This is a genomic window from Megasphaera cerevisiae DSM 20462 (genome assembly GCF_001045675.1).
Classification (GTDB): domain Bacteria; phylum Bacillota; class Negativicutes; order Veillonellales; family Megasphaeraceae; genus Megasphaera; species Megasphaera cerevisiae.
The window spans coordinates 1-25,266 of record NZ_LEKT01000047.1 but is presented as its reverse complement, the minus strand read 5'-3'; the positions used below and the strand labels follow the sequence as shown (position 1 = coordinate 25,266).

Here is a 25,266-nt window from a genome sequence, read left to right as displayed (position 1 = left end):
ACCTCATTGAAAATAATAATAAAGGATTAAAACATCATGCGAAGTTAAAAGAACAATTCCCAAACGAGGCATCACTGGAACGATTCGTTTGTACATATTACAGTGACTATAATCGAAAGCAAGCTGCTCGAATCCATTTAGGGTTCAATGCGGCCGAAAGTGATTTAGTGAATATGTTTGATAATCCTAATCGGTAAGAACAGCCTAAAATGCTTGCAGGAACGTTTACACATTTATCTTGACACTATCCAATGAAGTACGCCCCTACGAAACCGGGGAACCAGCGGATACGTCCGCCTGTAACGTAGGGGGTCGATTTATCGAATCCGCAGTATTGAACCCGATTTTTTTTTGTATCGGGAACGACATCCTGTGGTATATGGGGCGGGCGCAATGAAGTACGCCCCTACGAAACTGGGGAACCAGCGGATATTTCCACCTGTAACGTAGGGGTTCGATTTATCGAATCCGCAGTATTGAACCCGATTTTTTCGTATTGGGAACGACATCCTGTGGTATATGGGGCGGGCGTAATGAATTACGCCCCTACGGAAAGGCGCGATATTATAGGGATGCTATACACGGTATTATAGAAAATAAGGTCATGCCCTTTTGGATTTGCTTTTTAAATTTCACTGTTAGCCGTAATGTGGTATACTTTAAGAAATGAGTATGTAAAGTTTATCTTCTAAAAAAAAATGTAGAAAATGAATGGATACGTAAAGAGAGGTATATCATGATGACTTGGAATGTTGTTTTTCATATCGATGAAGTGATGAAATGGCCATTGGTACTGGGAAATATTAAAAATTTTATTCATGAAATGGGCGACCGACCGTATCAGATTGATGTAGTAGTCAATGCAGAGGCTGTTTTGTGCGTCTGGGAAAAAGAATGGCAGATCGATAAGGAGGTACAGACTTTATCGGAGCAATCTGTCCGATTTGATTTTTGTAAAAAGGCATTGAAGGGGAATCACATACCAGCAAGTGCGCTGCCCCGCGCGGTTCAAATGGTGCCCAGCGGCATACTGCGCGTTGTGGAACTTCAGATGGATGGATACGCGTATGTAAAGCCATAGAGCATATATAAACAGGCTAAGATTTGATGGAAAAGGGGGACGTTTCGTATGCAGCGTAAAAATATATGGATATATATAACCGCGGTTGTTTTATTGGCTATCGGCCTGTATCGGCATGAACCGGCCGCCGTATGGCAGCGTGCCGCTACTATTTGTCTGGAGTGCATCGGAATTGGATAAGCGGCATGTAATACAACTTTTGAGCGCTGTCATTTATAATGCTCATGTCCCCGGATTTTTAAATGGCCGTATTTTTCAGGGAGAAAGTAAGGCTGCCTGTGTTCCCGGACTCAATTGCTATTCGTGTCCCGGAGCGATCGGAGCCTGTCCGCTGGGAGCCTTTCAAAGTGTATTGAGCGGGACGGCATTGCGAATCCCTTTTTATGTTTTGGGGACGGTATTGCTCTTTGGTATCTTAGCAGGACGGTTTATTTGCGGCTGGCTTTGCCCGTTTGGCCTTATACAGGAAGCGTTATACCGCCTGCCGGGGCCTAAATTGCGGCATGTACCGGGAACCGGCATATTGCGCTATTTCCGGTATGGCATTGCCGTTGTTTTTGTGCTGATTTTGCCTGTCGCAGCGTATCTGATCAGTGGGATAGGTGAACCGGCCTTTTGCAAATATATTTGCCCGGCAGGTACGCTTGAAGCGTCTGTTCCTTTATTGCTTATGAATCAATCACTGGCAGCGGCAGCTGGCTGGATTACTGTTTGGAAATTTTTCGTATTAGCATTTTTTTTAGTGTTGATGATATGTATATATCGTCCCTTCTGTCGTTTTGTCTGCCCTCTTGGCGTGTGGTACGGGCTATGGAACCGCCGGGCCATGCTGGGCATTGCCGTTGCTGAAAAACGGTGTACGCATTGCGGCACCTGCCATGCTGTTTGCCCGGCAGAGGCAGTGATAGCCGGCAATGCAGAATGTATTTCCTGCGGACGGTGTGTGGAGAGCTGTCCGGAAAAGGCTATTTATTTTCGAAATCCGTTATGTGACCCAGAGCAGCTGGAGGTAAAGAGCAAATGAAAAAATGGATTATAGGATGTCTGATTGCTGCCATTAGTGTCTTTGCAGCGGGATGTGGAAGTACCCCTTCTGCCGGGGCCAAAGCCGGGCAGCCGCATACGGCGCAAGCTGCGCCGGATGCCATGAAGGCATCTGATTTGCAATTAAAAACGTTGGATGGAAAGACCGCCGTATCGTTAAAGGAATTGTATAAGGATACACCTGTTTATTTAAATTTTTGGGCTTCATGGTGCCCGCCTTGTGTCAGAGAAATGCCGCATATTGAAGCATTGCAAAAGCAATATGGTGATAAAATCCGTTTTGCGGCAGTCACGATGGATCAAAATCCCGCAGACGCAAGGGCATTCATACAGGACAAAGGGCTTACCCTTCCCGTGTATACAGGGAATCTGCAGGCTATCGCACAGCTATACGATGTATCCGCCATTCCCGTTTCTCTTCTTATTGGAACGGATGGCACGATTTTGGCAAAGCATGTGGGAGCCATGGATGAAGCTGAATTGAAGCAGTTTTTGCAGCCTGCTTTATAAAGGCTCAGGATCAGATAATGGAGTAGGATACCATGCGTGATAAAAAAATGTGGATAGTTGTGGCAGTGTCTGGGTTACTGAAAAGGTAACCGGCACTGCTTTTTTTTGTTTTATGTCAAATAGGGAACTTCGATTTTGCCCTTTGTAGGGGGCGGATTTATCAGCCCCGCATATATACCGGCAGCATGATCAGGATGGTGTATTCTGGGATTTTGTGTGAAGCGGACGCCATAAATGGGGCCCCTACGGCGGTTGCGGCATCTTCGATTTTGCTTTTTGTAGGGGGCGGATTTATCAGCCCCGCATATATACCGGCAGCATGATCAGGATGGTGAATTTTGGGATTGTGTGTGAAGCGGGCGCCATAAATGGGGCCCCTACGGCGGTTGCGGTATCTTCGATTTTGCCTTTTGTAGGGGGCGGATTTATCAGCCCCGCATATATACCGGCAGCATGATCAGGATGGTGTATTCTGGGGATTGTGTGTGAAGCGGACGCCATAAATGGGGCCCCTACGGCGGTTGCGGTATCTTCGATTTTGCTTTTTGTAGGGGGCGGATTTATCAGCCCCGCATATATACCGGCAGCATGATCAGGATGGTGTATTCTGGGGATTGTGTGTGAAGCGGGCGCCATAAATGGGGCCCCTACGGCGGTTGCGGTATCTTCGATTTTGCCTTTTGTAGGGGGCGGATTTATCAGCCCCGCATATATACCGGCAGCATGATCAGGATGGTGTATTCTGGGGATTGTGTGTGAAGCGGGAACCATAAATGGGGCCCCTACGGCGGTTGCGGTATCTTCGATTTTGCCTTTTGTAGGGGGCGGATTTATCAGCCCCGCATATATACCGGCAGCATGATCAGGATGGTGTATTCTGGGGATTGTGTGTGAAGCGGACGCTATAAATGGGGACCCTACGGCGGTTGCGGTATCTTCGATTTTGCTTTTTGTAGGGGGCGGATTTATCAGCCCCGCATATATACCGGCGGCATGATCAGGATGGTATATTTGGGGATTGTGTGTGAAGCGGACGCCATAAATGGGGCCCCTACGGCGGTTGCGGCATCTTCGATTTTGCTTTTTTGTAGGGGGCGGATTTATCAGCCCCGCATATATATCGGCAGCATGATCAGGATGGTGTATTCTGGGATTTTGTGTGAAGCGGACGCCATAAATGGGGCCCCTACGGCGGTTGCGGCATCTTCGATTTTGCTTTTTGTAGGGGGCGGATTTATCAGCCCCGCATATATACCGTCAGCATGATCAGGATGGTGGATTTTGGGATTGTGTGTGAAGCGGGCGCCATAAATGGGGCCCCTACGGCGGTTGCGGCATCTTCAATTTTGCTTTTTGTAGGGGGCGGATTTATCAGCCCCGCATATATACCGGCAGCATGATCAGGATGGTATATTTGGGGATTGTGTGTGAAGCGGGCGCCATAAATGGGGCCCCTACGGCGGTTGCGGTATCTTCGATTTTGCCCTTTGTAGGGGGCGGATTTATCAGCCCCGCATATATACCGGCAGCATGATCAGGATGGTGAATTCTGGGATTTTGTGTGAAGCGGACGCCATAAATGGGGCCCCTACGGCGGTTGCGGTATCTTCGATTTTGCCCTTTGTAGGGGGCGGATTTATCAGCCCCGCATATATACCGGCAGCATGATCAGGATGGTGAATTTTGGGATTGTGTGTGAAGCGGGCACCATAAATGGGGCCCCTAGGGCGGTTGCGGTATCTTCAATTTTGCTTTTTGTAGGGGGCGGATTTATCAGCCCCGCATATATATATCGGCAGCATGATCAGGATGGTGAATTTTGGGATTGTGTGTGAAGCGGGCGCCATAAATGGGGCCCCTAGGGCGGTTGCGGTATCTTCGATTTTGCTTTTTGTAGGGGGCGGATTTATCAGCCCCGCATATATATATCGGCAGCATGATCAGGATGGTGAATTTTGGGATTGTGTGTGAAGCGGGCGCCATAAATGGGGCCCCTACGGCGGTTGCGGTATCTTCGATTTTGCCTTTTGTAGGGGGCGGATTTATCAGCCCCGCATATATATATCGGCAGCATGATCAGGATGGTGAATTCTGGGATTTTGTGTGAAGCGGACGCCATAAATGGGGCCCCTACGGCGGTTGCGGTATCTTCGATTTTGCTTTTTGTAGGGGGCGGATTTATCAGCCCCGCATATATACCGGCGGCATGATCAGGATGGTATATTTGGGGATTGTGTGTGAAGCGGGCGCCATAAATGGGGCCCCTAGGGCGGTTGCGGTATCTTCAATTTTGCTTTTTGTAGGGGGCGGATTTATCAGCCCCGCATATATATATCGGCAGTATGATCAGGATGGTGTATTCTGGGATTGTGTGTGAAGCGGGCACCATAAATGGGGACCCTTTTTTATATTTTTTTAAATTCTCATTATGAGACGAAACGCAAAGAAAAAACAATATATAACAAACAAAATAAATTTAATTAAAAAAGCATACTTAATATAAACACATATGAATATTAATTATAAAATTATAAATATAAAATAAATTTAAGGAAAAATATTTACAAATTAAATATAAGAAAGTATACTGTAAAAGCGGCTGAATAACAAATTATTTAGCTAATATTGAGAAATAAAATGGAGGAAGTTATGTATGACAAAAAATATTTTTAGAACAAAAAGTATTAATGAATTCATTTCGGAAACAAAGCACGACGGTGGAATGAATAAGGTGCTGGGAACCTTCGGCCTGACTATGTTGGGAATCGGGTGTATCGTTGGGACTGGTATTTTTGTATTGACAGGCGTCGCAGCAGCAAATTATTCAGGACCTGCGCTTATTATTTCTTTTATTATTGCTGCTATAGCTTGTGGTTGTGCCGCATTATGTTATTCTGAATTTGCGGCCATGGTACCGGTAGCGGGCAGTGCTTATACGTACGGATATGTTGCGCTGGGAGAATTTTGGGCATGGATTATTGGCTGGGATTTGATTTTAGAATATGCTTTTGCGATTAGTGCTGTTGCCATCGGCTGGTCTGGATATTTTAATAATATTCTTATGAATATAGGAATTACCTTACCGAAGGCTTTGACTGTGGCTCCGTACAATGGTGGATGGATTGATCTGCCGGCAGTTCTTATTATTGTACTAGTTTCATTGATTAATATTCGTGGGGTACAGCAAAGTTCTTTAGTAAATAATGTTATTGTTATCATTAAGCTGGCTGTTGTTGCTTTATTTATTGTATTGGGCGTGGGGCATGTCGATGCGGCCAATTGGGTGCCGTTTATGCCGTATGGCTGGTCCGGCGTGTTTTCCGGCGCATCGATCATTTTTTTTGCGTATATTGGGTTCGATGCAGTTTCTACCGCGGCAGAAGAAGTAAAAAATCCGCAGAAGGATTTACCTCGCGGTATTATTTTGTCACTGATTATCTGCACCATTTTGTATATTGCTGTGTCCGGTATTTTGACCGGTATGGTTCCATACCTCCAGTTTAAGGCTACGGCTGCGCCGGTTGCATTTGCACTGCAGTCTGTTGGGTATCATTGGGGGGCGGCCGTCATATCTGTAGGCGCTATCTGTGGTCTTACCTCCGTTCTTTTAGTTATGGCTTTCGGACAGAGCCGTATACTTTTTGTTATGTCCCGGGATGGCTTGATTCCGAAATTTTTTGGCCATATTCACCCCAAATATAAAACGCCGGTCAGAAGCTCCAGCCTGATCTGCCTTATTACCGGTATTACTGCCGGATTCCTGCCGATCAATATTGTTGCGGAACTGACCAATATTGGCACCTTATGCGCGTTTATTATTGTGGCTGCTGCTGTTATTGTATTGCGCAAGAAAGCGCCGGAACGTCCCAGAGCATTTAAATGTCCGTTCGTCCCGGTTATTCCCGTGCTGGCCATTATCTTTTGTGCTATATTGATTTTTATGCTGCCAGGAGTGACGCAGATTCGCTTTGTCGTATGGCTTCTTATCGGGTTGGCCATCTATTTTGGATATGGATATCAGCATAGCATTATTTCTCAGGCTAAACGAGGAACCCTTTCGTCGTCAATCGAATCTGCTGCGGTATCTGACACGGCAGCTGGAGAAGCGGAAGGCATGGACACGACGCATACGCATTAATATTCTGTGTGCAATGTATTTTTGTTCGTTAGCAACAAGGAAATTCATAGAAAGTGTTTTTTGAGACTTGCTATTGATATCCTATTATAAAATTACATGGAGAGGCAACGATGTCATACATGTCGTTGTCTCTCCTTTTTTGATATTGACAATATAATGAAAATGATTTACAATATTAATATAAAAATATATTTATGGATAGTACATGTTAGGAGGGGTTCATATGAAAAAAGCAGATAACCGTGTACGCAGTGGCGTTACAATTGAAAGCATGATTAATACCATGATGCCCTTACCTTTAAAAAATAGTCCATGCGGTGATAATATTTATGAAAAAGGTAAAGCCTTGGCAAACTCTTTGAACGGGAATGAAGCATTGACTTGTGATATACATCAATCCAATAGTTTTTGCGAACGTTGCTGGAATTAATTTTGATACAAGATACAAAGTAAGGTACTATATGGAATTATTCCATATAGTACCTTTTTTTATGAAATCAGATAGATATCTGCATTGAAATCTTCATAATTTCTTCATAATTTCTTCATGGTTTCTTCGCACTTCTTGGATACAATAAAGCACGTGGAATGAAAGACAGTGATTATATTCTGAGCTATCCGGTCGCAGGAAATAGGATTGATAGTCGGAAATACAGCCTTATGGCAGAGATAGTCTGCAGCCTATTTTTATAAAGCAGGTTGTCCTCATTGTCATACAACGCACGCGGCTTACTGTGATAACAGATATTGTTATAACAATACGATATAGGCATATAGGAGATGATAATGGATGGGAACTGAAAATGCGGCGGATGTCATTATTGTTGGCGGCGGTATTGCGGGGTTAGCAGCGGCATATGCATTGACAAAAAAAGGTAAGTCGGTTGTCCTTTTGGAACGCGGTACATCCTGCGGCAGTAAAAATATGACAGGAGGCAGAATATATACACCGGCATTGCGGGAATTATTGGGAACCGCGGTGCTTAGAGAGGCTCCGTTAGAAAGGCGTGTTGTAAAAGAGCAATTATCCATTGTTCATGGCAACAGCAGTACAACACTGGATTATATGGATGAATCTGCGGAAAAAGAGAATTTCGAATCCTGTACTATCTTGCGATCGGTATTTGATAAATGGCTGGCCGGTAAGGCAGAAGAAATGGGTGCCATGATTATAACTGGAACACAGGCGGATCATCTTATTGAAAAAGATGGCAGAATTACAGGCGTTTATGCAGCCGGGGAAGAACTGCTGGCTGATGTGGTTATTGCTGCTGACGGCATTCACAGCTTTATAGCACATCAGGCAGGCTTAAAGCAGGATATACAATGCAGTGGAGTCGGTATTGGGGTCAAGGAAGTGATTACCTTATCTGAAGATATCATAAACAATCGATTTTCGTTGCAAAAGGGTGAAGGCGCTGCGCATTTATTTTTAGGTGTTACGCCGGGGATTAATGGCGGCGGCTTCTTGTATACCAATACAGACAGCATCTCCCTGGGAATGGTTGTCAATCCTCGCGAGCTATCCATGCAGGAGAAAACAATTCATGAATTATTTCGTGAATTCAAGGCCAGTCGTAGTATTTCTCCGCTGATTGCACAGGGGAAAACGGCAGAGTATTCGGCACATCTTGTCCATGAAATGGGTTTTACGGGAGTGCCCCGCACTATATGCCGTAACGGATTATTGATTGTAGGGGATGCCGCAGGATTTGTTATTAATATGGGCACAACGATACGCGGCATGGATTTGGCTGTTTGGAGCGGTATAGCAGCAGCAGAAGCTATTGTGGCGGCACCGTCTCCGGCAGAAATTTCTAAGCAATATACCAAACGTATTCATGAACGGATTTTACCGTTGATGAAGCGGTATAAACGATATCCTCAATTGCTGGCTATCCCACGGGTATTTACCGAATATCCTGATGCGGCCAATCAAATTATGCATGCCGTATTTGCAATAGACGGACATAGGGTACCACCTAAATTAACAAAAAAAATGTGGCACATCCTGCAGCATTCTGTCGGTATCAAACATCTTATATCCGATTCATGGGAGGCGATTCGTTTATTATGAGTAAAGAAGATATGTCTGTAGAAGATCTGTTATCGTGCAATCATTTTAATACAGACGAGAAAAATCCGCATATTATTGTAAATCCGGATAGTTGTACAGGATGTAAGGTCAAGCCGTGTCTCACCTGCTGCCCGGCACAGCTGTATAAACAAGATAGTTCAAGTGGAATAGTGCATTTTGATCATTTAGGATGTCTTGAATGCGGAACGTGCCGCTTAGTATGTCAGGAAATGGGAAATGGAGGTATTACGCAATGGAAATATCCGCTTCACTCCTTTGGTGTACAGTATCGCTGCGGCTGAGTGTTTTTTAGGCAGACATTGATATATAAAAAAACTAGTGTAGTAAGGAGCAAACATATGTTGAATACTATTGCGGTATTAAGAAAAACAACGTGCGGACTGGCCATGATTCCGATGATATTTATGTCTTCTATGCAGATATCTGCAACCGGCACCTATACCGGTCAATCAGCAGCCGTGATTGCACAGAATGGTGAAATGTCAGGACATGATATGCAGAATGGCGAGATGTCAGGACATGATATGCAGAATGGCGAGATGTCAGGACATGATATGCAGAATGGCGAGATGTCAGGACATGATATGCAGAATGGCGAGATGTCAGGACATGATATGCAGAATGGCGAGATGTCAGGACATACTATGCAGAATGGTGAAATGTCAGGACATGATATGGAAGAAGGCGGTAATGCTGCGGAACAAACGGCTACACGTGAAGATTCCCGAGTCATTCTTTCTGTTTTTGGCGGGTTGGCAATTTTGGTTATCCTTGTTGCCGGCATCATGAAATATACCCGAATCAGTAAAATGCGGAGGTAAAAATTATGAGACAAATGACAAAAACAAATACGATGTTTAATCGTGTATTTGCAAGCAGATGGTATCCGGGTATTTTTCAAGCCGCTGTGTTGGCTGTGTTTATCTTTATTACATATGAGCTCTTTTTTGGATCATTGCATGCCCATAAGAATTTTGGTACGGCATTGACTTGGGTATTATGGTGGCCTATACTGCCGCTGCTGTTTTTGTTTACAGGACGGTTTTGGTGCGCCATTTGCCCATTTGCAACGATTAGTGACGGCATTCAAAAAATAGTAGGGAATAATAAACCGGTTCCTAAATTTTTGAAAAAATATGGTATATGGTTTATTGATTTTTTCTTTATTATGATTACCTGGGGCGATCATGTTTTTGGTATTGTCGAATCCCCGGTCGGGTCAGGCTTTATGATGGTTTTAATTGCCTTGGGAGCGATTACGGCCGGCGCCTTTTTTGAACGCAGAACTTGGTGTCGCTACTTATGTTTTTTAGGCGGTTTAGCAGGAAATTATTCTCGGACTGGTATTGTACAATTGAGAGGCACTCCGGAAATATGTCAAAAATGTACCGTATCTGCTTGCTATAAAGGTGGAAAAAAGGCCGCAGGCTGTCCTATGTTTGAATATACCCGTACCATGGATGATAGTGCTCGCTGCAATCTATGCGGCAATTGCGTCAAAAATTGTCCTAATAATTCGATCAGAGTTTCGCTGCGCAAGCCCTTTAAAGAACTTTGGTTTATTAAAAGACCACGTTTTGAAGAGGCTTTTCTAGCGGTTGTTATTATGGGAATTGTTTTTGTACAAAACATTACCATGGTTTCTATTTGGGAAAAAGCACAAGTATGGCTGGAAAATATGTTGGGCATACACCAGCAGGCGGCTATATTTACTATTATTTTCTTAATTGCTATGGCGATTCCTGTGGCGCTGTTATATCTTGGGAGCTGGGGTGCTTCCCGGTATAACAATGAATCGGTTCATATGAACTTCTCACGCTTTGGGTATGCACTCATTCCGTTGGATTTTTCTGCTCACATGGCCCATAACTTATTTCATCTGTTAGCAGAAGGAAAATCTATTTTGAATACGGGTTTGTCCACCTTTGGCTTTACAGTAGCATCTTCGTCAGCGTCAGTGGTCAGTATGGAGACGATCCATCTTCTGCAATATGGATTATTGGCAGTCGGTACAGTGGGTTCTATTTATACAGCGTATCGAATCGCAAAGGCGAATTACGCTGCAGATCATGTCAAAAAAATTACACTTCCCATTGTTATTTTGATTATCGTACTGATTATTATTAATGCATATGTGTTTACAATGCCAATGATGCATCGTATGTAACAGGTGCGTTATGAAGGGAGGTGATGTGCAGAAGGCGTGCGATATACAAGATAGGGTGTGCGATCGAAAAAAGTATTGAGGGGGATATAGTCTGACTGCAACGCTTTTGTTTGTACGTGCGGCAGGACTGTTTATTACATAGTTAAGAATAAATTTTAAATGTATGAGAAGAGGTAGTTGTAAAATGAATAAAAAAGTAATAGGAATGACGATGATGGTGTTAGCAATGGGCAGTATATCCGCATTTGCTGCCGGATCAAACGAAAATACGCAATCAATGCAGAATAACGCTGAAACATATACGGTACGTGTTATCGGAAATAATCAGGAATTTCAGGCGGCTCCCGTATATTTGGATGCGGCAGCTATTCAGCAAAAACAAGTAATGCAGGACCGTGTTAAAACGCATGCCGTACGGGTCAAAGGCAACAACCAGGAATTTCGGGCAGTTTCTGCATCGTACAATGTAAATTCAGAAAGCAGAGATCGCAGCGAAACATCTGCGGTACGAGTTGTAGGAAATAATCAGGAATATCTTGCTGTAACGGAAAATCCTGCTAAATAAAATGTAGTATGAAGGCTGCTGCGTGATATATTGATGTGGCAGCCTTTTTGTCTCGTCATGCATCTGCAAAAAACGTATACGTTGCAGAACGGTTACAAAGATCGGGAAAGCGAGTCAGTGCTGTTATGTATCCATATGATAGAATATGCCAAAATAATACGGATCAAAGATAGGATATACTATATGAAAGAAATGTCATTGTTTCATTTGGTTGAAAGAGAATTACATCTTGTCGAAAGAAAGCTTTTTGAAATGATAGATTCGGCGATGCCCGTCCTTGGTGATATGCACCGGCCATTACTTCTGGCAGGAGGGAAACGGCTGCGCCCGGCACTGTATCTGTTATGTACGTATCAGGGGCAGCAGGATAAAGAAAGGTTTATTATGACAGCAGCGGCCATTGAATTGATTCATATGGCTTCGCTGGTACATGATGATGTTATTGATGCGGCTGATATACGCAGGAACGTAGCTACGACAAATGCCAGGTGGGGTAATTCGGCCGCTGTACTGGGCGGTGATTATCTGTTTTCCAAGGCTTTTTCCTTGCTGAATAGCTATGGTACGACGGCTGCTATTCAGATACTCACTCATAGTATTTGCTATATGAGTGAAGGAGAAATAGCGCAACTTATCAGCCGGTTTAATCCGGGTCAGACAGAAGCTGACTATTTTATTCGCATTGAGAAAAAAACAGCCGGATTGATTGCGGCAGCAACTGTATTAGGCGCCATGGATAGTGGCATGGATGAAACGGATGTGGAGAGTCTGCGGCAATACGGCTATTCTATCGGGATGGCCTTTCAATTAGCCGATGATCTGATGGACATGACAGCTTCCGTACAAACAGCAGGAAAACCAGTAGGGTCTGATTTTAAACAAGGCATACTGACCCTTCCCGCTATGTATGCCTTGCAGCATAGCCCGCAGCAGGAGAAATTAAGAAAGATTATTCTTTCGAGGCACATATCAGGAAATACACTGCAGACAGGGATGGATATTATCGTACAATCGGGAGGAATGCAATACACCCAGCAGCGGATTGATTTTTATCTGCAGCAGGCATGTTCCAATATTCCTTCTTGTATGGCACCGGAAATTCGTTTGATTTTTATCCGTATTTGCGATCAAATACGGAAATCTTAATTTGCTATAGTACTAAATAGTAAAGACGATTACGCATTGACAGTGCTATACCCCGCGTATATACTAAAACTATCCGTATTGGAAAAAAAATTCAAAATGACAGGAAGAACAGGAGAAATTTTTATAACGTATCATACAAGTAACGAAGAACACGCAATTGATATTGTAAATGTGGCCTCACTTGAAACTAAAGTGCGTGACAGAATGGAAAAAGGGGCTTTTGGGTATATCCGTGGTGGTGCTGAAGATGAATGGACCATGCGAGAAAATACGAGATCCTTTCAATCGAAAAAAATATATCCCAGAGTTTTAAAAGGGATTGATCATGCGGACTTGCGGACTTCGCTGTGGGACCTGGCCCTGGATACTCCTATTATTCAGGCGCCTTCAGCGGCACAAGGGCTGGCTCATGAAAAAGGTGAAGTGGATACCGCCATTGGAGTTGCCAGGTCAGGCAGTATTTTCTCCATCAGTACGTATGCCAATACGTCTATTACGGATGCCGCAGCTGCTGCTCCGGGGGCGCCTCAGTTTTTTCAATTATATATGAGTAAGGACGACGGCTTTAACTCGTTTATTGTAGGAGAAGCGATACAGGCCGGTGCCAAAGCTATTATTTTGACAGTAGATTCTACACTGGGAGGCTATCGGGAAGAAGATATCGTAAATAAATTTCAGTTTCCCCTTCCCATGCCGAATTTAGCTGCATATAGTACGGCAAATGGAGCAGGAACAGGAAAAGGCATTGCTGAAATTTATGCTAATGCAAAACAGGGAATTGTTTTGTCTGATATTGTTAAAATCAAAAATATGTCTCAGCTTCCCGTATTTGTCAAAGGGATTCAGGCTCCCGCTGATGCTGAAGCTGCGATCGCAGCAGGAGCAGATGGCATTTGGGTTTCGAATCATGGTGGCCGCCAGTTAGATGGAGGGCCGGCTTCCTTTGAATGCCTTCCGAAAGTGGCAGAGGCTGTTCATAAACGAGTTCCTATTGTCTTTGACAGTGGTGTACGGCGGGGCGAACATGTATTTAAGGCACTCGCTAGCGGGGCGGATCTTGTCGCCATTGGCCGGCCGGTCATTTATGGACTGAATCTTGGCGGCGCGGCCGGTGTTCAATCCGTATTCGAGCATTTGAATAAGGAACTTTCGATTACCATGCAGTTAGCCGGAACTAAAACGATCGATGATGTCAAAAATACAACATTAGTGGATTAGCATCCGTTGTATGGCAAGTAGGGAGTATGTATATACGGTCGTGCTTTTTCGTCCTTTTGCGGTAAAAGATATATGTTAATAGTATAGAGAACCCTAACAGCCATCAGTTTATGTAAACTGATGGCTGTTAGGGTTCTCTAGTATCGAGTGTGAACGATTATTGATTGTCAGGAGAATCGCCGGTCGGAGAGGCGGGGAAGTTTTTGACGTCCTTTTTATTGTGCTTTTCCTTTGTTTGATGAGTTTTTTCTTTTTTCAGCTTTGCATCCTGTTTTTTGTTTTGCTGTTCTTGGGGCTTTTGCGTTTCGTTTTTAGGTTTGCTTTCTTCATGTTTTTTTGATTTTTGATCTTGAGAATATTTTTCTTTGTCTTTTTTGACCTTTTTGTGTTGAGAGTCTTGCTGTACTTGCTGTTCCTGTTGTGCCGGGAATACCTGCGAGCCAGCTTCAGAAGGCTGCTGCGGACCCGCAGCACCTGCTAAGCCGGTACCGATCAAGCTTGTTGTCATAAGACAGGTTACCAAGGATAGTTTTAATTTTTGAGTATACAGTGACATAGTAATCATCCTTTCTTCGTCAAGCGATGTGGTGTGACCACACCTTCATGTATCATGGCATAGATCCATTGCTTTATAGCACAATACATAATTAAATCGCAAATTGTTATAAAAAGGTATATATATTGAAGTATTATATACCCAATAAACGTATTGTACGGCACAAAAATAGGATACGCAAGAGATCTGTAAAATTGACACCATTCTGTAATATAAATGTGACATAATTGTAACTTTCAGCAACCAATTGTAAGTAAAAAAAATGATATAATTTGTTTATTGTTACTCTTTCTCTTGGATACGGTCTGTGGTATACTAACAAAATGTAATATTTAAGTAAAATATTGAGGAGATGTAATAGCATGGATTTTTTGATACTGGTATGGGATCCGGATATATTATTTTGGATTCATCAGCATATAGTAAACAGCACCTTGACGCCGGGCATGATTTTAATTTCTAATCTGGCTAACAGGGGCGGTATTTGGATTGCGATTGGAATCGTTCTATGTTTTCATAAAACGTATCGAAATACCGGAGCGGCAGTACTTCTTTCTATATGCATGGTCATCCTTGTGGGAGATGGATTATTAAAGCATTTGGTTATGCGATTGCGTCCCTGTATTGAATATCCTTGGGTACCGATGGCGATTCATACGCCATCTCCGCACGACTATTCGTTTCCGTCAGGACATTCCTTTGTTTCATTTGCGTCGGCGACGGTATTATGGAAGCGAAATAAACGCTGGGGCATGGGTGCCGGAGTATTTGCCATATGTGTTGCTTTCTCGCGTTTATATCTTTTTATGCACTATCCCAGTGATGTCGTTGTCGGTGCTTTTTTGGGAATCGGAATAGGGACCGGAAGTATCTTTTTAGTAGATTGTATCCATAAAAAAAGAAGAAATCATTTTGAAACGGCAAACGCTGTAAAAAACAAAAGTAATATATGTGAAAAATAAATGTGCTTTTAAAATAATAGGATTTATATCTATATAATATATAAATCCCCTGACAGCGGCTATATAAAAATAGGCTGTCAGGGGATTTGCATATTCATGCCATGTCCTTATGGTTCCTCAAAGTATACTTGCTCTGATACATTATCATATTCAATCAGCTCGGCATAGCGCATCCAGCCAATGATGAGATCCATTTGCTGTGCTGCCTTTGAATCTCCCATTGATGAAGCTAATTGATCTTCAAAATAATCAATATCCATTTTTTGATCGCTGTCAGTTTCCAAGCGTTGTACCATGGCACGGACAAACGGAACATTGTCCAATAAATGTTGGCGAAATAGATTTTTACGGTCGAGTACACTGGCCTTGGCAAACGCCTCGCCCGCCGGTGTCAGGAAGATATCTCCCTCAGATACCGTTGAGAAACGAAGCAGATTGGACATTTCCACAAGAGGAAAGAAATCTTCTATATCCATGACGAAGCGGTCCGCTAATTTGTACAGGTCTGTCTTGCCTCCCAGATCAGCCAGCATTTCTAAGAACCCTGTCAATGCACCTGCCGTTACGTTAGGCAGCAAGGTAGGCTCTGAGCCTAACGGTTCTGCTGCGGGTACGGAAACCTGTTTTTTGATTTTATCAGCTGGTGCGGCGGTGTCCGGGTTTGTCATGAATGCGTAAATTTGGTCGACATAAGATAAAAACTCCGTTGATTTTCGATCCCGCCATCGCGGCAGCGGGATCGGTAAATTTTCCCGCACGGTGGCAGGACGAGTAGATAAGATAATGGCCCGGTCAGCCATGTAGACCGCTTCTTCAATACCATGTGTGACAAGAATGATAGATTTTGTCGGGATTTTCTTTTCAAGCCATAAGCTCAATAAGTCACGACGCAGATTTTCTGCTGTTAGGACATCAAGAGCGGAAAATGCTTCATCCATGAGGAGAATATCCGGTTCACTGACAAGCGCCCGTCCGATACCGACACGTTGACGCATGCCGCCGGAAAGCTCTTTGGGAAACGCGCTTTCAAAACCGTCCAGACCGACGACGTCGAGAATTTTCATGGATCGTTCTTCTTTTTCCTGTTTTGTCATGTTTTTTCCTTCCAGGCCAAGCATGACATTGTCTAAAATAGTAAGCCATGGAAATAAGGCAAAAGATTGAAAGACCATGGCCACCCCGGGATTGACGCCGGTAATAGGATGACCCAGATAGGATACCGTTCCTGCAGACGGAGAAATCAGGCCGGCTATAATGCGGAGCAGTGTTGATTTTCCGGCTCCGGAGGGTCCTAAAATAGCGACGAATTCACCTTCCTTAACGGAAATGTTGACATCCTTTAAAATGGCTGTCTTTTCCGCACCTTTTACTTTGAAATTACGGCCGATACCCGTCAGGGTAAGTAATTCATTCATGATAGCCTCCTATTCTACATGGAACCGGGATTCTGCCAGTTCATACAGCCGTCGCCAAAGAAAACGATTGACGGCGACGACAAATATACACATAATCATAACACCGATAATGATTTGCGGCCAATTACCCTCTGCTGTAGCCTGACTTACGTAAGCGCCCAGCCCTTTGGCTACCAGAGGATGATTTTTCCAAACTACGATTTCGGATACGATACTGGCGTTCCAGGCACCGCCGGAGGCCGTAATCAGGCCTGTAAGCAAATGAGGAAAGATACTTGGTAAAATAAGATAACGCCATTTTTGCCAGCCTGTAATATGAAATACGGAAGCCGCCTCGAGTAAGTCGTTGGGAATACTCATAGCGCCGGCAATAACATTGAATAAAATATACCATTGTGTTCCTAAAATCATGAGAAAGACAGATCCGATTTCAAAATTAAAATTATATTTTAAAAATAAAATAGTTACGAAAGGAAAAATCATATTGGCCGGAAAAGAAGCAATGATTTGTATGACCGGCTGCAATTTCTCAGATAGTTTTGGCCGCAGGCCAATAGCAACTCCGACAGGAATCGTCCATAAGGCGCCAATCAATAACGCCGCCAGCACGCGGAGTAATGTGTATGTACCGAGAATAAACGCGTCGCCAATATCACCCACCTTTACGTCTCGAATATTCAACAGCGTACTGTGTGCCGGACTATATAAAAGATATAAAAAACACAAACAAATAATAATTTTGATAAGATATAAGGCCGTTTGTTTTTGGTGTCGCGCCTGCAGCTCATCATGGATTCGATCTGTCACTGCTGCCAATTGACTTATGATAAAAGATACTAAACGGAAGGGCGGTTGTAGTACCTTATTTACGATATTATTCATCAGCCAGGAGGCATGAAGAATATCATATACCCAGGATGTGGGCTGAATTTCGCTTTCTGAAAGCTCTACCTTGAACTTTTGACTCCACACTACCAAGGGACGCCAAAATAATTGATCAATAAGCAGAATCATAATCAGCATAGTTACGATAGCATATAGCATAGCCGTCATATTTCCCTCTGCCGTGGCAACGGCCAGATACGAGCCGACGCCGGGAAGCTGAATATCTTGTCCCATGACGCTGATGGCTTCACTGGCAGCCAGAAAAAACCAGGCACCGCCAAAAGACATCATGCTGTTCCAGATCAGACCGATAATGGAAACCGGGAGATCCAAATGAAGAAAACGCTGCCAGCTGTTCAGATGCAGTACTTTGGTAGCTTCTGTCAGATCACGGGGTTCTGATAAAATGGATTGATAAAAACTAAATGTCATATTCCAAGCCATGCTTGTAAAAATAGCAAAAATAGATGCGATTTCAACGCCGGCTAAGCTGTGGGGAAATAAATTGATAAACATGATGATGGTAGCTGACAGAAAGCCTAAAACCGGAATGGATTGTAAAATATCCAATAAGGGAATCAGAATTTTACGGGCTGAAGCACTCTTTGCCGCAATGTATCCATATACGATAGAAAAAAGCAGCGAAACAATAAAGGCAATAAAAATACGTAATATGGAACGTCCGCCATAATATGGAAGCATGATTGGGTCAAGATCTATTTTGGGCTCATTTGTCATGGAAAAGGGCACTGTCATCCCTTGACTTAAATAAAAAACACCATAAAATATAATAAAGACACAGAGTAGTAAAATGATATCAATGCCCCGGATATGCTGTGTGTCCGAGCTGCCTGTAAATAACGTCATAAAATGACCTCCTCGCGTTTGAATGTATCGATACTGTGGTTCCCCCTTTTCTGTAGTACAAATAGTTATGTATACTGATAGGCGTATTAGCCGTATTCATTATAGTACGGCAGACAAGCTTTGCACAAGGTATAAATTGAGAAAAAAATACTTTGAAGTGTTCCGCATAAAATAGAGGATGCGCTTGTAAATTTTTTGTTTCAGAGGACAAAATAGTGACTGCCTCATTTTGAGTATGATATAATAAAAAACGTATTGGTATAAAGAAAAGAGGGATGAGAATGAAAAGAGTGACAGCCCCGATAGTGTTGTCCTTGGCAGCCATTGGAATCATGGCTGGCGCGACTGGTGTCATACTAACGATTATTATGCATACGATTCAGCATTATGCGTTTGGATATGAGGCATTGGGAGAGGTATCATTCCGGCAAATTGTTGAACAGGCATCGCCGCTGCGGCGTTTTATCGTATTAATAGGCTGTGGAGCCAGTGTTGGTATTGGCTGGGTGGCCATTCACCGGTACGGTTCACCGTTGGTCACCATTAAAGATACGGTGGATCATACCGAAAAGCAGATGCCTGTTGGTACGACAATTTTACATGCATTACTGCAAATTATTACGGTGGCTCTGGGTTCTCCGTTGGGGAGGGAAGTAGCGCCGCGGGAAATGAGTACGGCTTTGACGACCGGACTCATACGCATTACCCATATCGGTCAGGACGGACCGACAAGAAAAGTACTTCTGGCCTGTGCGGCAGGCGCCGGTTTAGCCGCCGTGTATAACGTTCCTCTGGCGTCCTCTGTCTTTATACTGGAAACGCTTCTTGTCAATTGGTCCTTTTTAGATGCGGGAGCGGCTTTGTTTACCTGTACTATTGCCGTCTTTGTAGTACGCCAGGGATTGGGCGATCTCGTACAATATCCATTACCTATGTTTCCTATCAACGAATGGCTTTCCGTATGGGCGCTTATTGCCGGGCCTATACTGGCAGTAGCGGTATATTGGTTTGATAAAAGCCATCAGGCATTGCCGGCGATTCCCCGAAAGAGTCCCAAAATGATTTTGATAGCCCTCGTTGCTTTTGCTGCTATTGGGATAATGGCAGTAGCCTTTCCAGAAATATTGGGCAATGGCAAGGCCGGCAATCAGCTAAGCTTTACGGATTCTATCAGCTGGACCTCGGCTTTATGGTTTTTCGGGACCAAATGGGCAGCTGTACTGCTTGCTACTGTAGCGGGTGCCTATGGAGGCCGAATTACGCCGTCTATGATGCTGGGCAGCATGTCCGCATTGGTTCTGGCATCGGCATGGAACGCTTTTTTACCGGCCATTCCTTTTGGCAGTGCGGCCTTTGTCGGCGCTGCCGTATATCTGGGACTGGCACAAAAAATGCCGATCACAGCTGTCATTTTTCTGTTAGAATTGACGCGCTATTCACCAGCGTATCTGTTTCCTGTCTGTGCCTGTATGGCGACGGGGCTGTTGTGCCATACGTGGCTGAGAAATAGTGCAAAGGACTAATATGTTTTAGTTTCTAAGGAGAAAAGGGAAAAGGCATGACCAGACCTATGCAAGATCCTAATATTAGAATAGATGAGATTTTAGATGCAGCAGAACCCTTATTTTTTACTAAAGGATATAAGAAAACAACCATCACGGATATTACAAGTAAAATGGGAGTTGCCAAGGGGATGATTTATTATTATTTTCGGTCAAAAGAGGAAATCTTAGAGGCAATTATCAATCGGCAAACTCAGGTGTTACTGATTCATATTAAAGAGATTGTTTCTTCTCAAGAAAAAAATCCTGTGCAAAAATTTGAATGTATCGTGGCGTCTATGTTTCGGACTATACAATATAGAGATGGAGTATTGTTGAATATTGGGATTGTGGAATGAAGCGGGCGCCATAAATGGGGCCCCTACGGAGGGTGCGGTATCCTCGATTTTTTCTTTTTGTAGGGGGCGGATTCATCAGCCCCGCAATATGTACTGGCAAGCATGATCAGGATGGCAGATTTTGGGATTGTGGAGTGAAGCGGGCGCCATAAATGGAGCCCTTACGGAAGATGCGGTATCGTCGATTTTGCCCTTTGTAGGGGGCGGATTTATCAGCCCCGCAATATGTACTGGCAAGCATGATCAGGATGGCAGATTTTGGGATTGTGGAGTGAAGCGGGCGCCATAAATGGGGCCCCTACGGAGGGTGCGGTATCCTCGATTTTTTCTTTTTGTAGGGGGCGGATTTATCAGCCCCGCAATATGTACTGGCAAGCATGATCAGGATGGCAGATTTTGGGATTGTGGAGTGAAGCGGGCGCCATAAATGGGGCCCCTACGGAGGGTGCGGTATCCTCGATTTTTTCTTTTTGTAGGGGGCGGATTCATCAGCCCCGCAATATAATGCCGGCAGCATGATCCTATAATAAGGAGAGCTTGAATGCGATCTTCAAGTTATTTTTTTCGCTACATTACGTATACTAAATGGATCAGGCTCATGCTATTTTTTTGTCAGAAATATTGTATTTTCGGGACTTACAGGCAATTATTTACCTGCGAAGTTTGAGTATATAATACGATAAGTATGCCATAATTTTTAAATATTTCGTAGTGATACACTAATTACCTAGTGTATCACTACGAATCAAAATATACCTTTGCAGAAAGTATTTAGAATTAATACAAGATATATAGGTATGATGATATGATGATGTACTAGCGTATATATGGGTATCTATACGACTGACCTATGAAGTAAAAAGATTTTTCTTTTCCCCGCGGACACTGCGTATTTAATATTGACATTAATGCGCATAATGCGTATAATATAAACGTACTATATAGAAAGGAAAAATATAATGCGATTTAGGGAAATAGAAAAAAAGTCTTGCAAGACGGTTGGTCAAAAAAAAATACAAGAGGATCGCATAACTATTATGTGCATCCGACTAAGCCGGGTAAGGTAACTATACCGAACCATAGCGGCGATTTAGATAGCCGAACAGTTGCAAGCATATTGAAACAGGCAGGGCTGACATAGGCCCTTGCCTTTTTCCTAGCATTATATCCGATACATGATAGATAGCAATATAAGGAGAGATTTAAAATGGACACATTATTGTACCCAGCATGCTTTTACCCGTGTAAAGATAAGCAGGACGCGTATACCGTGGTTGTCCCTGACTTACCAGGATGTGTTACGGAAGGTGATTCTTTAGCTAACGCTATGGCCATGGCCACTGAAGCAGCGTCTGGATGGATACTAGACGAAATGGAGGACGGGAGAGCTATACCCAAAGCAAGCAATATGTTAAGCATAAAGCCTGAAAGCCCAGACGGTTTTGTGAGCCTATTAGCTTTAGATATGGATTCTTATGCCGATAAATACGGCAGTAAAGCAGTCCGTAAGAATCTAACGATTCCTGCATGGCTGCATACTTTTGCTGAAGCAAACCATATCAACTATTCTAAAGTACTAAAGGATTCACTTGCCTCTATGTATCAAAAAAAGCAAAACGCAAAACAAGGTTAAACTCAATGTTCTGCAATTATGGCGGCCTATATGGTCGCCTTTTGGCTGCTCATATAAAAAAGAGCGAGTCTATGAAAAATCTCTGTAAACAAACTGCCTTTCGAAGTCATAAGGTCTTCTATGGTACAATCTAATCATAGTAGGCCTTTTATCATGGCAAAGCAGAGGAAAGAGATTCACAAGGTTGTAATGATCGATGGAAAGCGAGCTATCATTAAGCAGCTCTTCCAAGAGTATAACGTCGAGAAAACAAACGACATGCAAGATGTCCTGAAGAATTTGCTTGGCGGCACCATCAAGGAAATGATGGAGTCTGAGATGGATGAACACCTTGGCTACAGCAAATCAGAATGCTCCCATAGTGAGAATGCCCGCAATGGCTATAAACAAAAGCAAATGAACAGCAGTTATGGCAGTTTTCAGATTGACGTTCCTCAGGATCGGCAATCCTCATTCAATGGAATTACGTATGCATCCTTGTTGATTTATTTAATCGTGAAATTATCAGCTATAGCGTTGGTATCCATAAAGATGCGCAATTGGTATATGATGCCTTCGCAACTGTGAAGACAGATTTGCGGAATATCCAGATGTTTCATTCAGATAGGGGCAGCGAGTTCAAAAATGAACTACTTAATGAACTACTTAATGAACTACTTGATGAAGTAATATCTACATTTCAGATTAAGCGCTCTCTTAGCATGAAAGGTTGCCCTTATGACAATGCTGTGGCCGAAGCAACGTTTAAAATATTCAAAACTGAATTTGTTTATGGCCGAAATTTTGATAGTCTGATCCAGTTACGACATGAATTAACTAGCTATGTAAATTGTTTCAATACGGGTAGAATTCATGGATCGCTTAATTATCTGACGCCAGCAGAGTTTCGACAATCGGCCTTATAAAAATTGTCCAACTAAGTGTTGACAATCTATATAAAAACATATAAAAAATAGACTATTTATTATTTGACCAATTCAAAAAATGTAAATACATGTACAATGCGATAGACAAGATATTTAGTAAGCTTTTAGTAAAATATTATTTTTTAGAGATAAGAGGAGACATATACATGAATATTGAAAAAAAATTTATGCAAATAAAAGGGTATGATTTGCTATATTTATTGCTTATTATTCCTATTGGATGCGAAATTCCAGAATGGATTGCTTGGGAAAATGGGCCATTGGAAATATTGCAAAATATAGTGTTGGTAATTTGTATTGGCATATGTTTATATTTTTGGCGACAGAGTATGGGGAAAACAGTGCATACTGTGTGGCTAGTTAGTGCTGGATATTTCTTTTTGCTATTAGGACGAGAACTAAGTTGGGGACGCGTGTTTTTCTAAACACACATGACTGCGCATGGACCTGTTTTTATTTCCATGCATTCTATCCCTCATTATGAAGTGGTGTATGGTTTTATTGGAGTGTATATGTTGGTTGTTTTCGCTGCAATAATTGTGTATATGCCATGGCGGCGTATTTTTTTTGCGCTGCCACTGCCTAAATTACTGCTCACTATTCTTATACTGGCTTCCCTGTTAGCTATTATGGGAGATAAGGGGCAACTATTTTACACTTATGTAGACGAGAATATTGAAGAATTAGCAGAACTATTGGCTTACATAGTACAAGGTGCGTTAGTAATATGGTATCATTGCCAGTTAAAGCATGTCGATAAAGAAGGAATATCTATGTAATTCATCAAATGCACGTAATGTCAGTACGGGTAAAAGAAAATTTACCATTATTTTAAGGAGCTATACTATTTTGTGGAATCATTGCATGTTTGCAAAAAAAAAAATTTACCTAAAAAATATTCAATTTAAATTGGGGGGTGGAGTACTGATAATTAAAAGTATCTAGAAAGAGCGAGTAGGATAACTTCATTACGAATACTAGCTGCCGGATAAAAAACAAGGGCGTCATGGAAGTCGGGCAGGAGGCACTGTGATGGTGAAAGTGATTACAGTCATACGAAACCAGAAATTGGATCAGGCGTTTGCGGGATGGACCAAAGAGTTTACCGCTCCGATGAGACGAGTCATGCGAAAGATCCCCTTTCAAACGCATGTAGGGATTCATCACGGACGCATTTGTAATGCGAGTCCGTCCAGCAGTGCCATGGGGAAGTTAGCAAAAAGCTTTTCAACGCCTGCATTTTTGTAACAAAGCGAAGTCGATGAGGCTAGCTATTATCTGGGTCAATACATGTACCGAGAACTTCTTGACACATACCTATTTACAGACCCCAGTAGACATTAGTTACTGTCTTGTGCTATGCTAACATGGATGCAATATATATGTGCCAGAGAGTAATTTTATCATAGCATAAACTATCTTTTCTTTTTATAGGTAGAAAAACTCTATATAGAGATTTACAGTTTAAATTAAATGATTACTTGATTTTTATTATGTTTATGAAAATACAACAAATGATCAATAGTGGCATCAAGGAGGCAGTTAGCTTTGCTCAAAGCATATAAGTTCAACGAGGCAGAATTGAAAACTATCTGGAAACAAATGTATAAAAATAATCCGTATTTATTTCCGTACTCTTCTTATGAGTATAATGCACAAATTGATAAATACTTAAATTTTAAACCGCAGTCATTATTTCAAAAGAATTTATTTTATGTCTATTTTTATAATAATATTCCAACTGTAATTATGCCGTTAACATTGAGAAAGAACAAATTTTATCTATATGGTGACTTGGTATCTGGGGCAGGTGCGTTGGATTTTATATATAGATTTGATGTTGAGAATAATTATTTTAGGAAGGCACTAGATGAATTATTCTCATTATATCCGCACAGTAAGTTGGAAATACACAAGTTAAACGAGCGGTCTAAATTTTGCAAATTTTTATTGAATAATGAGGCTGTATTAGATGAGAAGTATCAGTATGAATTTTCTATGGAACGGGAATGTGTTAAGGTAATTATTCCTTCGAATAATTATGATGAATATTTTAAAATATTGACAAAAAATTCTAAATCTAATTTGAAAAAATTATATAATAGGTTAAGAAAAAATCATATAGACTTTTCTTTAAAGGTATGGAAGGGCCCTC

Annotated in this window: 27 protein-coding genes and 2 pseudogenes; 26 read left to right on the top strand and 3 right to left on the bottom strand. The window is 42.5% G+C overall.

What is annotated here, in order from left to right; translation table 11 throughout:
* From AB840_RS17885 to AB840_RS11815, 14 genes and pseudogenes are all read left to right on the top strand, one after another.
* Window positions 1-197 (top strand): annotated as a pseudogene (locus AB840_RS17885) (IS256 family transposase); the annotation flags it as partial.
* A gap of 539 nt (window positions 198-736) precedes the next feature.
* Window positions 737-1,081 (top strand): DsrE family protein, encoded by a 345-nt coding sequence (locus AB840_RS11880; protein ID WP_048515061.1) that lies wholly within the window; start codon window positions 737-739, stop codon window positions 1,079-1,081.
* 48 nt (window positions 1,082-1,129) lie between these two features.
* The gene (locus tag AB840_RS18100) at window positions 1,130-1,261 is read left to right on the top strand and encodes a CD1871A family CXXC motif-containing protein (protein WP_253184882.1); all 132 of its coding nucleotides are present in this window, start codon (window positions 1,130-1,132) and stop codon (window positions 1,259-1,261) included.
* Entirely contained in the window at window positions 1,254-2,105 is an 852-nt protein-coding gene (locus AB840_RS11875) for a 4Fe-4S binding protein (RefSeq protein WP_072061840.1), read from the top strand. The genes AB840_RS18100 and AB840_RS11875 overlap by 8 nt, the downstream gene beginning before the upstream one ends.
* Window positions 2,102-2,635, top strand: a complete 534-nt coding sequence (locus tag AB840_RS11870; protein WP_048515060.1) for a TlpA family protein disulfide reductase — start codon at window positions 2,102-2,104, stop codon at window positions 2,633-2,635. Before AB840_RS11875 ends, AB840_RS11870 begins: the two co-directional genes overlap by 4 nt.
* Window positions 2,636-5,288: 2,653 nt before the next feature.
* On the top strand, window positions 5,289-6,773 hold the full coding sequence (locus tag AB840_RS11855) for an amino acid permease (protein WP_048515057.1): 1,485 nt from the start codon (window positions 5,289-5,291) through the stop codon (window positions 6,771-6,773).
* A 223-nt stretch (window positions 6,774-6,996) separates the two neighbouring features.
* The gene (locus tag AB840_RS11850; protein WP_048515056.1) at window positions 6,997-7,203 is read left to right on the top strand and encodes a hypothetical protein; all 207 of its coding nucleotides are present in this window, start codon (window positions 6,997-6,999) and stop codon (window positions 7,201-7,203) included.
* A gap of 360 nt (window positions 7,204-7,563) precedes the next feature.
* Window positions 7,564-8,850 carry an FAD-dependent oxidoreductase gene (locus tag AB840_RS11845; RefSeq protein ID WP_048515055.1) on the top strand — a complete coding sequence of 429 codons (1,287 nt, stop codon included), beginning with the start codon at window positions 7,564-7,566 and terminating at the stop codon, window positions 8,848-8,850.
* Window positions 8,847-9,152, top strand: a complete 306-nt coding sequence (locus tag AB840_RS11840) for a ferredoxin family protein (RefSeq protein WP_048515054.1) — start codon at window positions 8,847-8,849, stop codon at window positions 9,150-9,152. Before AB840_RS11845 ends, AB840_RS11840 begins: the two co-directional genes overlap by 4 nt.
* A gap of 57 nt (window positions 9,153-9,209) precedes the next feature.
* Entirely contained in the window at window positions 9,210-9,692 is a 483-nt protein-coding gene (locus tag AB840_RS11835) for a hypothetical protein (RefSeq protein WP_048515053.1), read from the top strand.
* Window positions 9,693-9,697: 5 nt separating this feature from the next.
* Complete coding sequence (locus AB840_RS11830; RefSeq protein WP_048515052.1) at window positions 9,698-11,038, top strand: 4Fe-4S binding protein; 1,341 nt, start codon at window positions 9,698-9,700, stop codon at window positions 11,036-11,038.
* Between the two features lie 184 nt (window positions 11,039-11,222).
* Window positions 11,223-11,603, top strand: a complete 381-nt coding sequence (locus AB840_RS11825) for a hypothetical protein (RefSeq protein ID WP_048515051.1) — start codon at window positions 11,223-11,225, stop codon at window positions 11,601-11,603.
* Between the two features lie 183 nt (window positions 11,604-11,786).
* Complete coding sequence (locus tag AB840_RS11820; protein WP_159445835.1) at window positions 11,787-12,749, top strand: polyprenyl synthetase family protein; 963 nt, start codon at window positions 11,787-11,789, stop codon at window positions 12,747-12,749.
* A gap of 96 nt (window positions 12,750-12,845) precedes the next feature.
* Complete coding sequence (locus AB840_RS11815; protein WP_048515049.1) at window positions 12,846-13,967, top strand: lactate oxidase; 1,122 nt, start codon at window positions 12,846-12,848, stop codon at window positions 13,965-13,967.
* A gap of 157 nt (window positions 13,968-14,124) precedes the next feature.
* Here AB840_RS11815 and AB840_RS11810 read toward each other — a convergent pair whose 3' ends face one another.
* Window positions 14,125-14,475, bottom strand: a complete 351-nt coding sequence (locus AB840_RS11810; protein ID WP_143742740.1) for a hypothetical protein — start codon at window positions 14,473-14,475, stop codon at window positions 14,125-14,127.
* A 410-nt stretch (window positions 14,476-14,885) separates the two neighbouring features.
* Here AB840_RS11810 and AB840_RS11805 point away from each other — a divergent pair, with 410 nt between their 5' ends.
* Window positions 14,886-15,485 (top strand): phosphatase PAP2 family protein, encoded by a 600-nt coding sequence (locus AB840_RS11805; protein WP_048515047.1) that lies wholly within the window; start codon window positions 14,886-14,888, stop codon window positions 15,483-15,485.
* 107 nt (window positions 15,486-15,592) lie between these two features.
* On the opposite strand, the gene AB840_RS11800 is transcribed toward AB840_RS11805, so the two are convergent.
* Window positions 15,593-16,900 carry an ABC transporter ATP-binding protein gene (locus tag AB840_RS11800; protein ID WP_048515046.1) on the bottom strand — a complete coding sequence of 436 codons (1,308 nt, stop codon included), beginning with the start codon at window positions 16,898-16,900 and terminating at the stop codon, window positions 15,593-15,595.
* A gap of 9 nt (window positions 16,901-16,909) precedes the next feature.
* A complete protein-coding gene (locus AB840_RS11795) occupies window positions 16,910-18,652 on the bottom strand; it encodes an ABC transporter permease (RefSeq protein ID WP_048515045.1) in 1,743 nt (580 codons plus the stop codon).
* A gap of 281 nt (window positions 18,653-18,933) precedes the next feature.
* On the opposite strand from AB840_RS11795, the gene AB840_RS11790 reads away from it, so the two are divergent.
* From AB840_RS11790 to AB840_RS11755, 11 genes and pseudogenes are all read left to right on the top strand, one after another.
* The gene (locus AB840_RS11790) at window positions 18,934-20,175 is read left to right on the top strand and encodes a chloride channel protein (protein ID WP_143745102.1); all 1,242 of its coding nucleotides are present in this window, start codon (window positions 18,934-18,936) and stop codon (window positions 20,173-20,175) included.
* Window positions 20,176-20,210: 35 nt separating this feature from the next.
* The gene (locus tag AB840_RS11785) at window positions 20,211-20,552 is read left to right on the top strand and encodes a TetR/AcrR family transcriptional regulator (protein ID WP_053078179.1); all 342 of its coding nucleotides are present in this window, start codon (window positions 20,211-20,213) and stop codon (window positions 20,550-20,552) included.
* Between the two features lie 121 nt (window positions 20,553-20,673).
* Window positions 20,674-20,841, top strand: a complete 168-nt coding sequence (locus AB840_RS17180) for a hypothetical protein (RefSeq protein ID WP_160300569.1) — start codon at window positions 20,674-20,676, stop codon at window positions 20,839-20,841.
* 699 nt (window positions 20,842-21,540) lie between these two features.
* Complete coding sequence (locus AB840_RS17880) at window positions 21,541-21,693, top strand: type II toxin-antitoxin system HicA family toxin (protein ID WP_456085504.1); 153 nt, start codon at window positions 21,541-21,543, stop codon at window positions 21,691-21,693.
* Between the two features lie 66 nt (window positions 21,694-21,759).
* On the top strand, window positions 21,760-22,185 hold the full coding sequence (locus AB840_RS11780) for a type II toxin-antitoxin system HicB family antitoxin (RefSeq protein ID WP_048515043.1): 426 nt from the start codon (window positions 21,760-21,762) through the stop codon (window positions 22,183-22,185).
* 120 nt (window positions 22,186-22,305) lie between these two features.
* Window positions 22,306-22,752 carry a transposase gene (locus tag AB840_RS18315; RefSeq protein ID WP_413783225.1) on the top strand — a complete coding sequence of 149 codons (447 nt, stop codon included), beginning with the start codon at window positions 22,306-22,308 and terminating at the stop codon, window positions 22,750-22,752.
* A pseudogene (locus AB840_RS11775) lies at window positions 22,641-23,090 on the top strand (transposase); the annotation flags it as partial. The gene AB840_RS18315 and the pseudogene AB840_RS11775, both read left to right, overlap by 112 nt.
* 167 nt (window positions 23,091-23,257) lie before the next feature.
* A complete protein-coding gene (locus AB840_RS11770) occupies window positions 23,258-23,536 on the top strand; it encodes a hypothetical protein (protein WP_048515042.1) in 279 nt (92 codons plus the stop codon).
* Between the two features lie 87 nt (window positions 23,537-23,623).
* Window positions 23,624-23,890: a hypothetical protein gene (locus AB840_RS11765; protein WP_048515041.1), complete on the top strand. Its 267-nt coding sequence runs from the start codon at window positions 23,624-23,626 to the stop codon at window positions 23,888-23,890.
* A 253-nt stretch (window positions 23,891-24,143) separates the two neighbouring features.
* The gene (locus tag AB840_RS11760; RefSeq protein WP_048515040.1) at window positions 24,144-24,359 is read left to right on the top strand and encodes a hypothetical protein; all 216 of its coding nucleotides are present in this window, start codon (window positions 24,144-24,146) and stop codon (window positions 24,357-24,359) included.
* 300 nt (window positions 24,360-24,659) lie between these two features.
* Window positions 24,660-25,266 (top strand): hypothetical protein (locus AB840_RS11755; protein ID WP_048515039.1); only part of this gene is annotated, 607 nt, incomplete at its 3' end.

Bases quoted from the DNA above. Each gene is read 5' to 3' on its own strand.
- AB840_RS11880 (WP_048515061.1), top strand. From the start codon at position 737: ATGATGACTTGGAATGTTGTTTTTCATATCGATGAAGTGATGAAATGG.
- AB840_RS18100 (WP_253184882.1), top strand. From the start codon at position 1,130: ATGCAGCGTAAAAATATATGGATATATATAACCGCGGTTGTTTTATTG.
- AB840_RS11870 (WP_048515060.1), top strand. From the start codon at position 2,102: ATGAAAAAATGGATTATAGGATGTCTGATTGCTGCCATTAGTGTCTTT.
- AB840_RS11855 (WP_048515057.1), top strand. From the start codon at position 5,289: ATGACAAAAAATATTTTTAGAACAAAAAGTATTAATGAATTCATTTCG.
- AB840_RS11850 (WP_048515056.1), top strand. From the start codon at position 6,997: ATGAAAAAAGCAGATAACCGTGTACGCAGTGGCGTTACAATTGAAAGC.
- AB840_RS11845 (WP_048515055.1), top strand. From the start codon at position 7,564: ATGGGAACTGAAAATGCGGCGGATGTCATTATTGTTGGCGGCGGTATT.
- AB840_RS11840 (WP_048515054.1), top strand. From the start codon at position 8,847: ATGAGTAAAGAAGATATGTCTGTAGAAGATCTGTTATCGTGCAATCAT.
- AB840_RS11835 (WP_048515053.1), top strand. From the start codon at position 9,210: ATGTTGAATACTATTGCGGTATTAAGAAAAACAACGTGCGGACTGGCC.
- AB840_RS11830 (WP_048515052.1), top strand. From the start codon at position 9,698: ATGAGACAAATGACAAAAACAAATACGATGTTTAATCGTGTATTTGCA.
- AB840_RS11825 (WP_048515051.1), top strand. From the start codon at position 11,223: ATGAATAAAAAAGTAATAGGAATGACGATGATGGTGTTAGCAATGGGC.
- AB840_RS11820 (WP_159445835.1), top strand. From the start codon at position 11,787: ATGAAAGAAATGTCATTGTTTCATTTGGTTGAAAGAGAATTACATCTT.
- AB840_RS11815 (WP_048515049.1), top strand. From the start codon at position 12,846: ATGACAGGAAGAACAGGAGAAATTTTTATAACGTATCATACAAGTAAC.
- AB840_RS11810 (WP_143742740.1), bottom strand. From the start codon at position 14,475: ATGACAACAAGCTTGATCGGTACCGGCTTAGCAGGTGCTGCGGGTCCG.
- AB840_RS11805 (WP_048515047.1), top strand. From the start codon at position 14,886: ATGGATTTTTTGATACTGGTATGGGATCCGGATATATTATTTTGGATT.
- AB840_RS11800 (WP_048515046.1), bottom strand. From the start codon at position 16,900: ATGAATGAATTACTTACCCTGACGGGTATCGGCCGTAATTTCAAAGTA.
- AB840_RS11795 (WP_048515045.1), bottom strand. From the start codon at position 18,652: ATGACGTTATTTACAGGCAGCTCGGACACACAGCATATCCGGGGCATT.
- AB840_RS11790 (WP_143745102.1), top strand. From the start codon at position 18,934: ATGAAAAGAGTGACAGCCCCGATAGTGTTGTCCTTGGCAGCCATTGGA.
- AB840_RS11785 (WP_053078179.1), top strand. From the start codon at position 20,211: ATGACCAGACCTATGCAAGATCCTAATATTAGAATAGATGAGATTTTA.
- AB840_RS11780 (WP_048515043.1), top strand. From the start codon at position 21,760: ATGGACACATTATTGTACCCAGCATGCTTTTACCCGTGTAAAGATAAG.
- AB840_RS18315 (WP_413783225.1), top strand. From the start codon at position 22,306: ATGGTACAATCTAATCATAGTAGGCCTTTTATCATGGCAAAGCAGAGG.
- AB840_RS11770 (WP_048515042.1), top strand. From the start codon at position 23,258: ATGAATATTGAAAAAAAATTTATGCAAATAAAAGGGTATGATTTGCTA.
- AB840_RS11765 (WP_048515041.1), top strand. From the start codon at position 23,624: ATGTTGGTTGTTTTCGCTGCAATAATTGTGTATATGCCATGGCGGCGT.
- AB840_RS11760 (WP_048515040.1), top strand. From the start codon at position 24,144: ATGGTGAAAGTGATTACAGTCATACGAAACCAGAAATTGGATCAGGCG.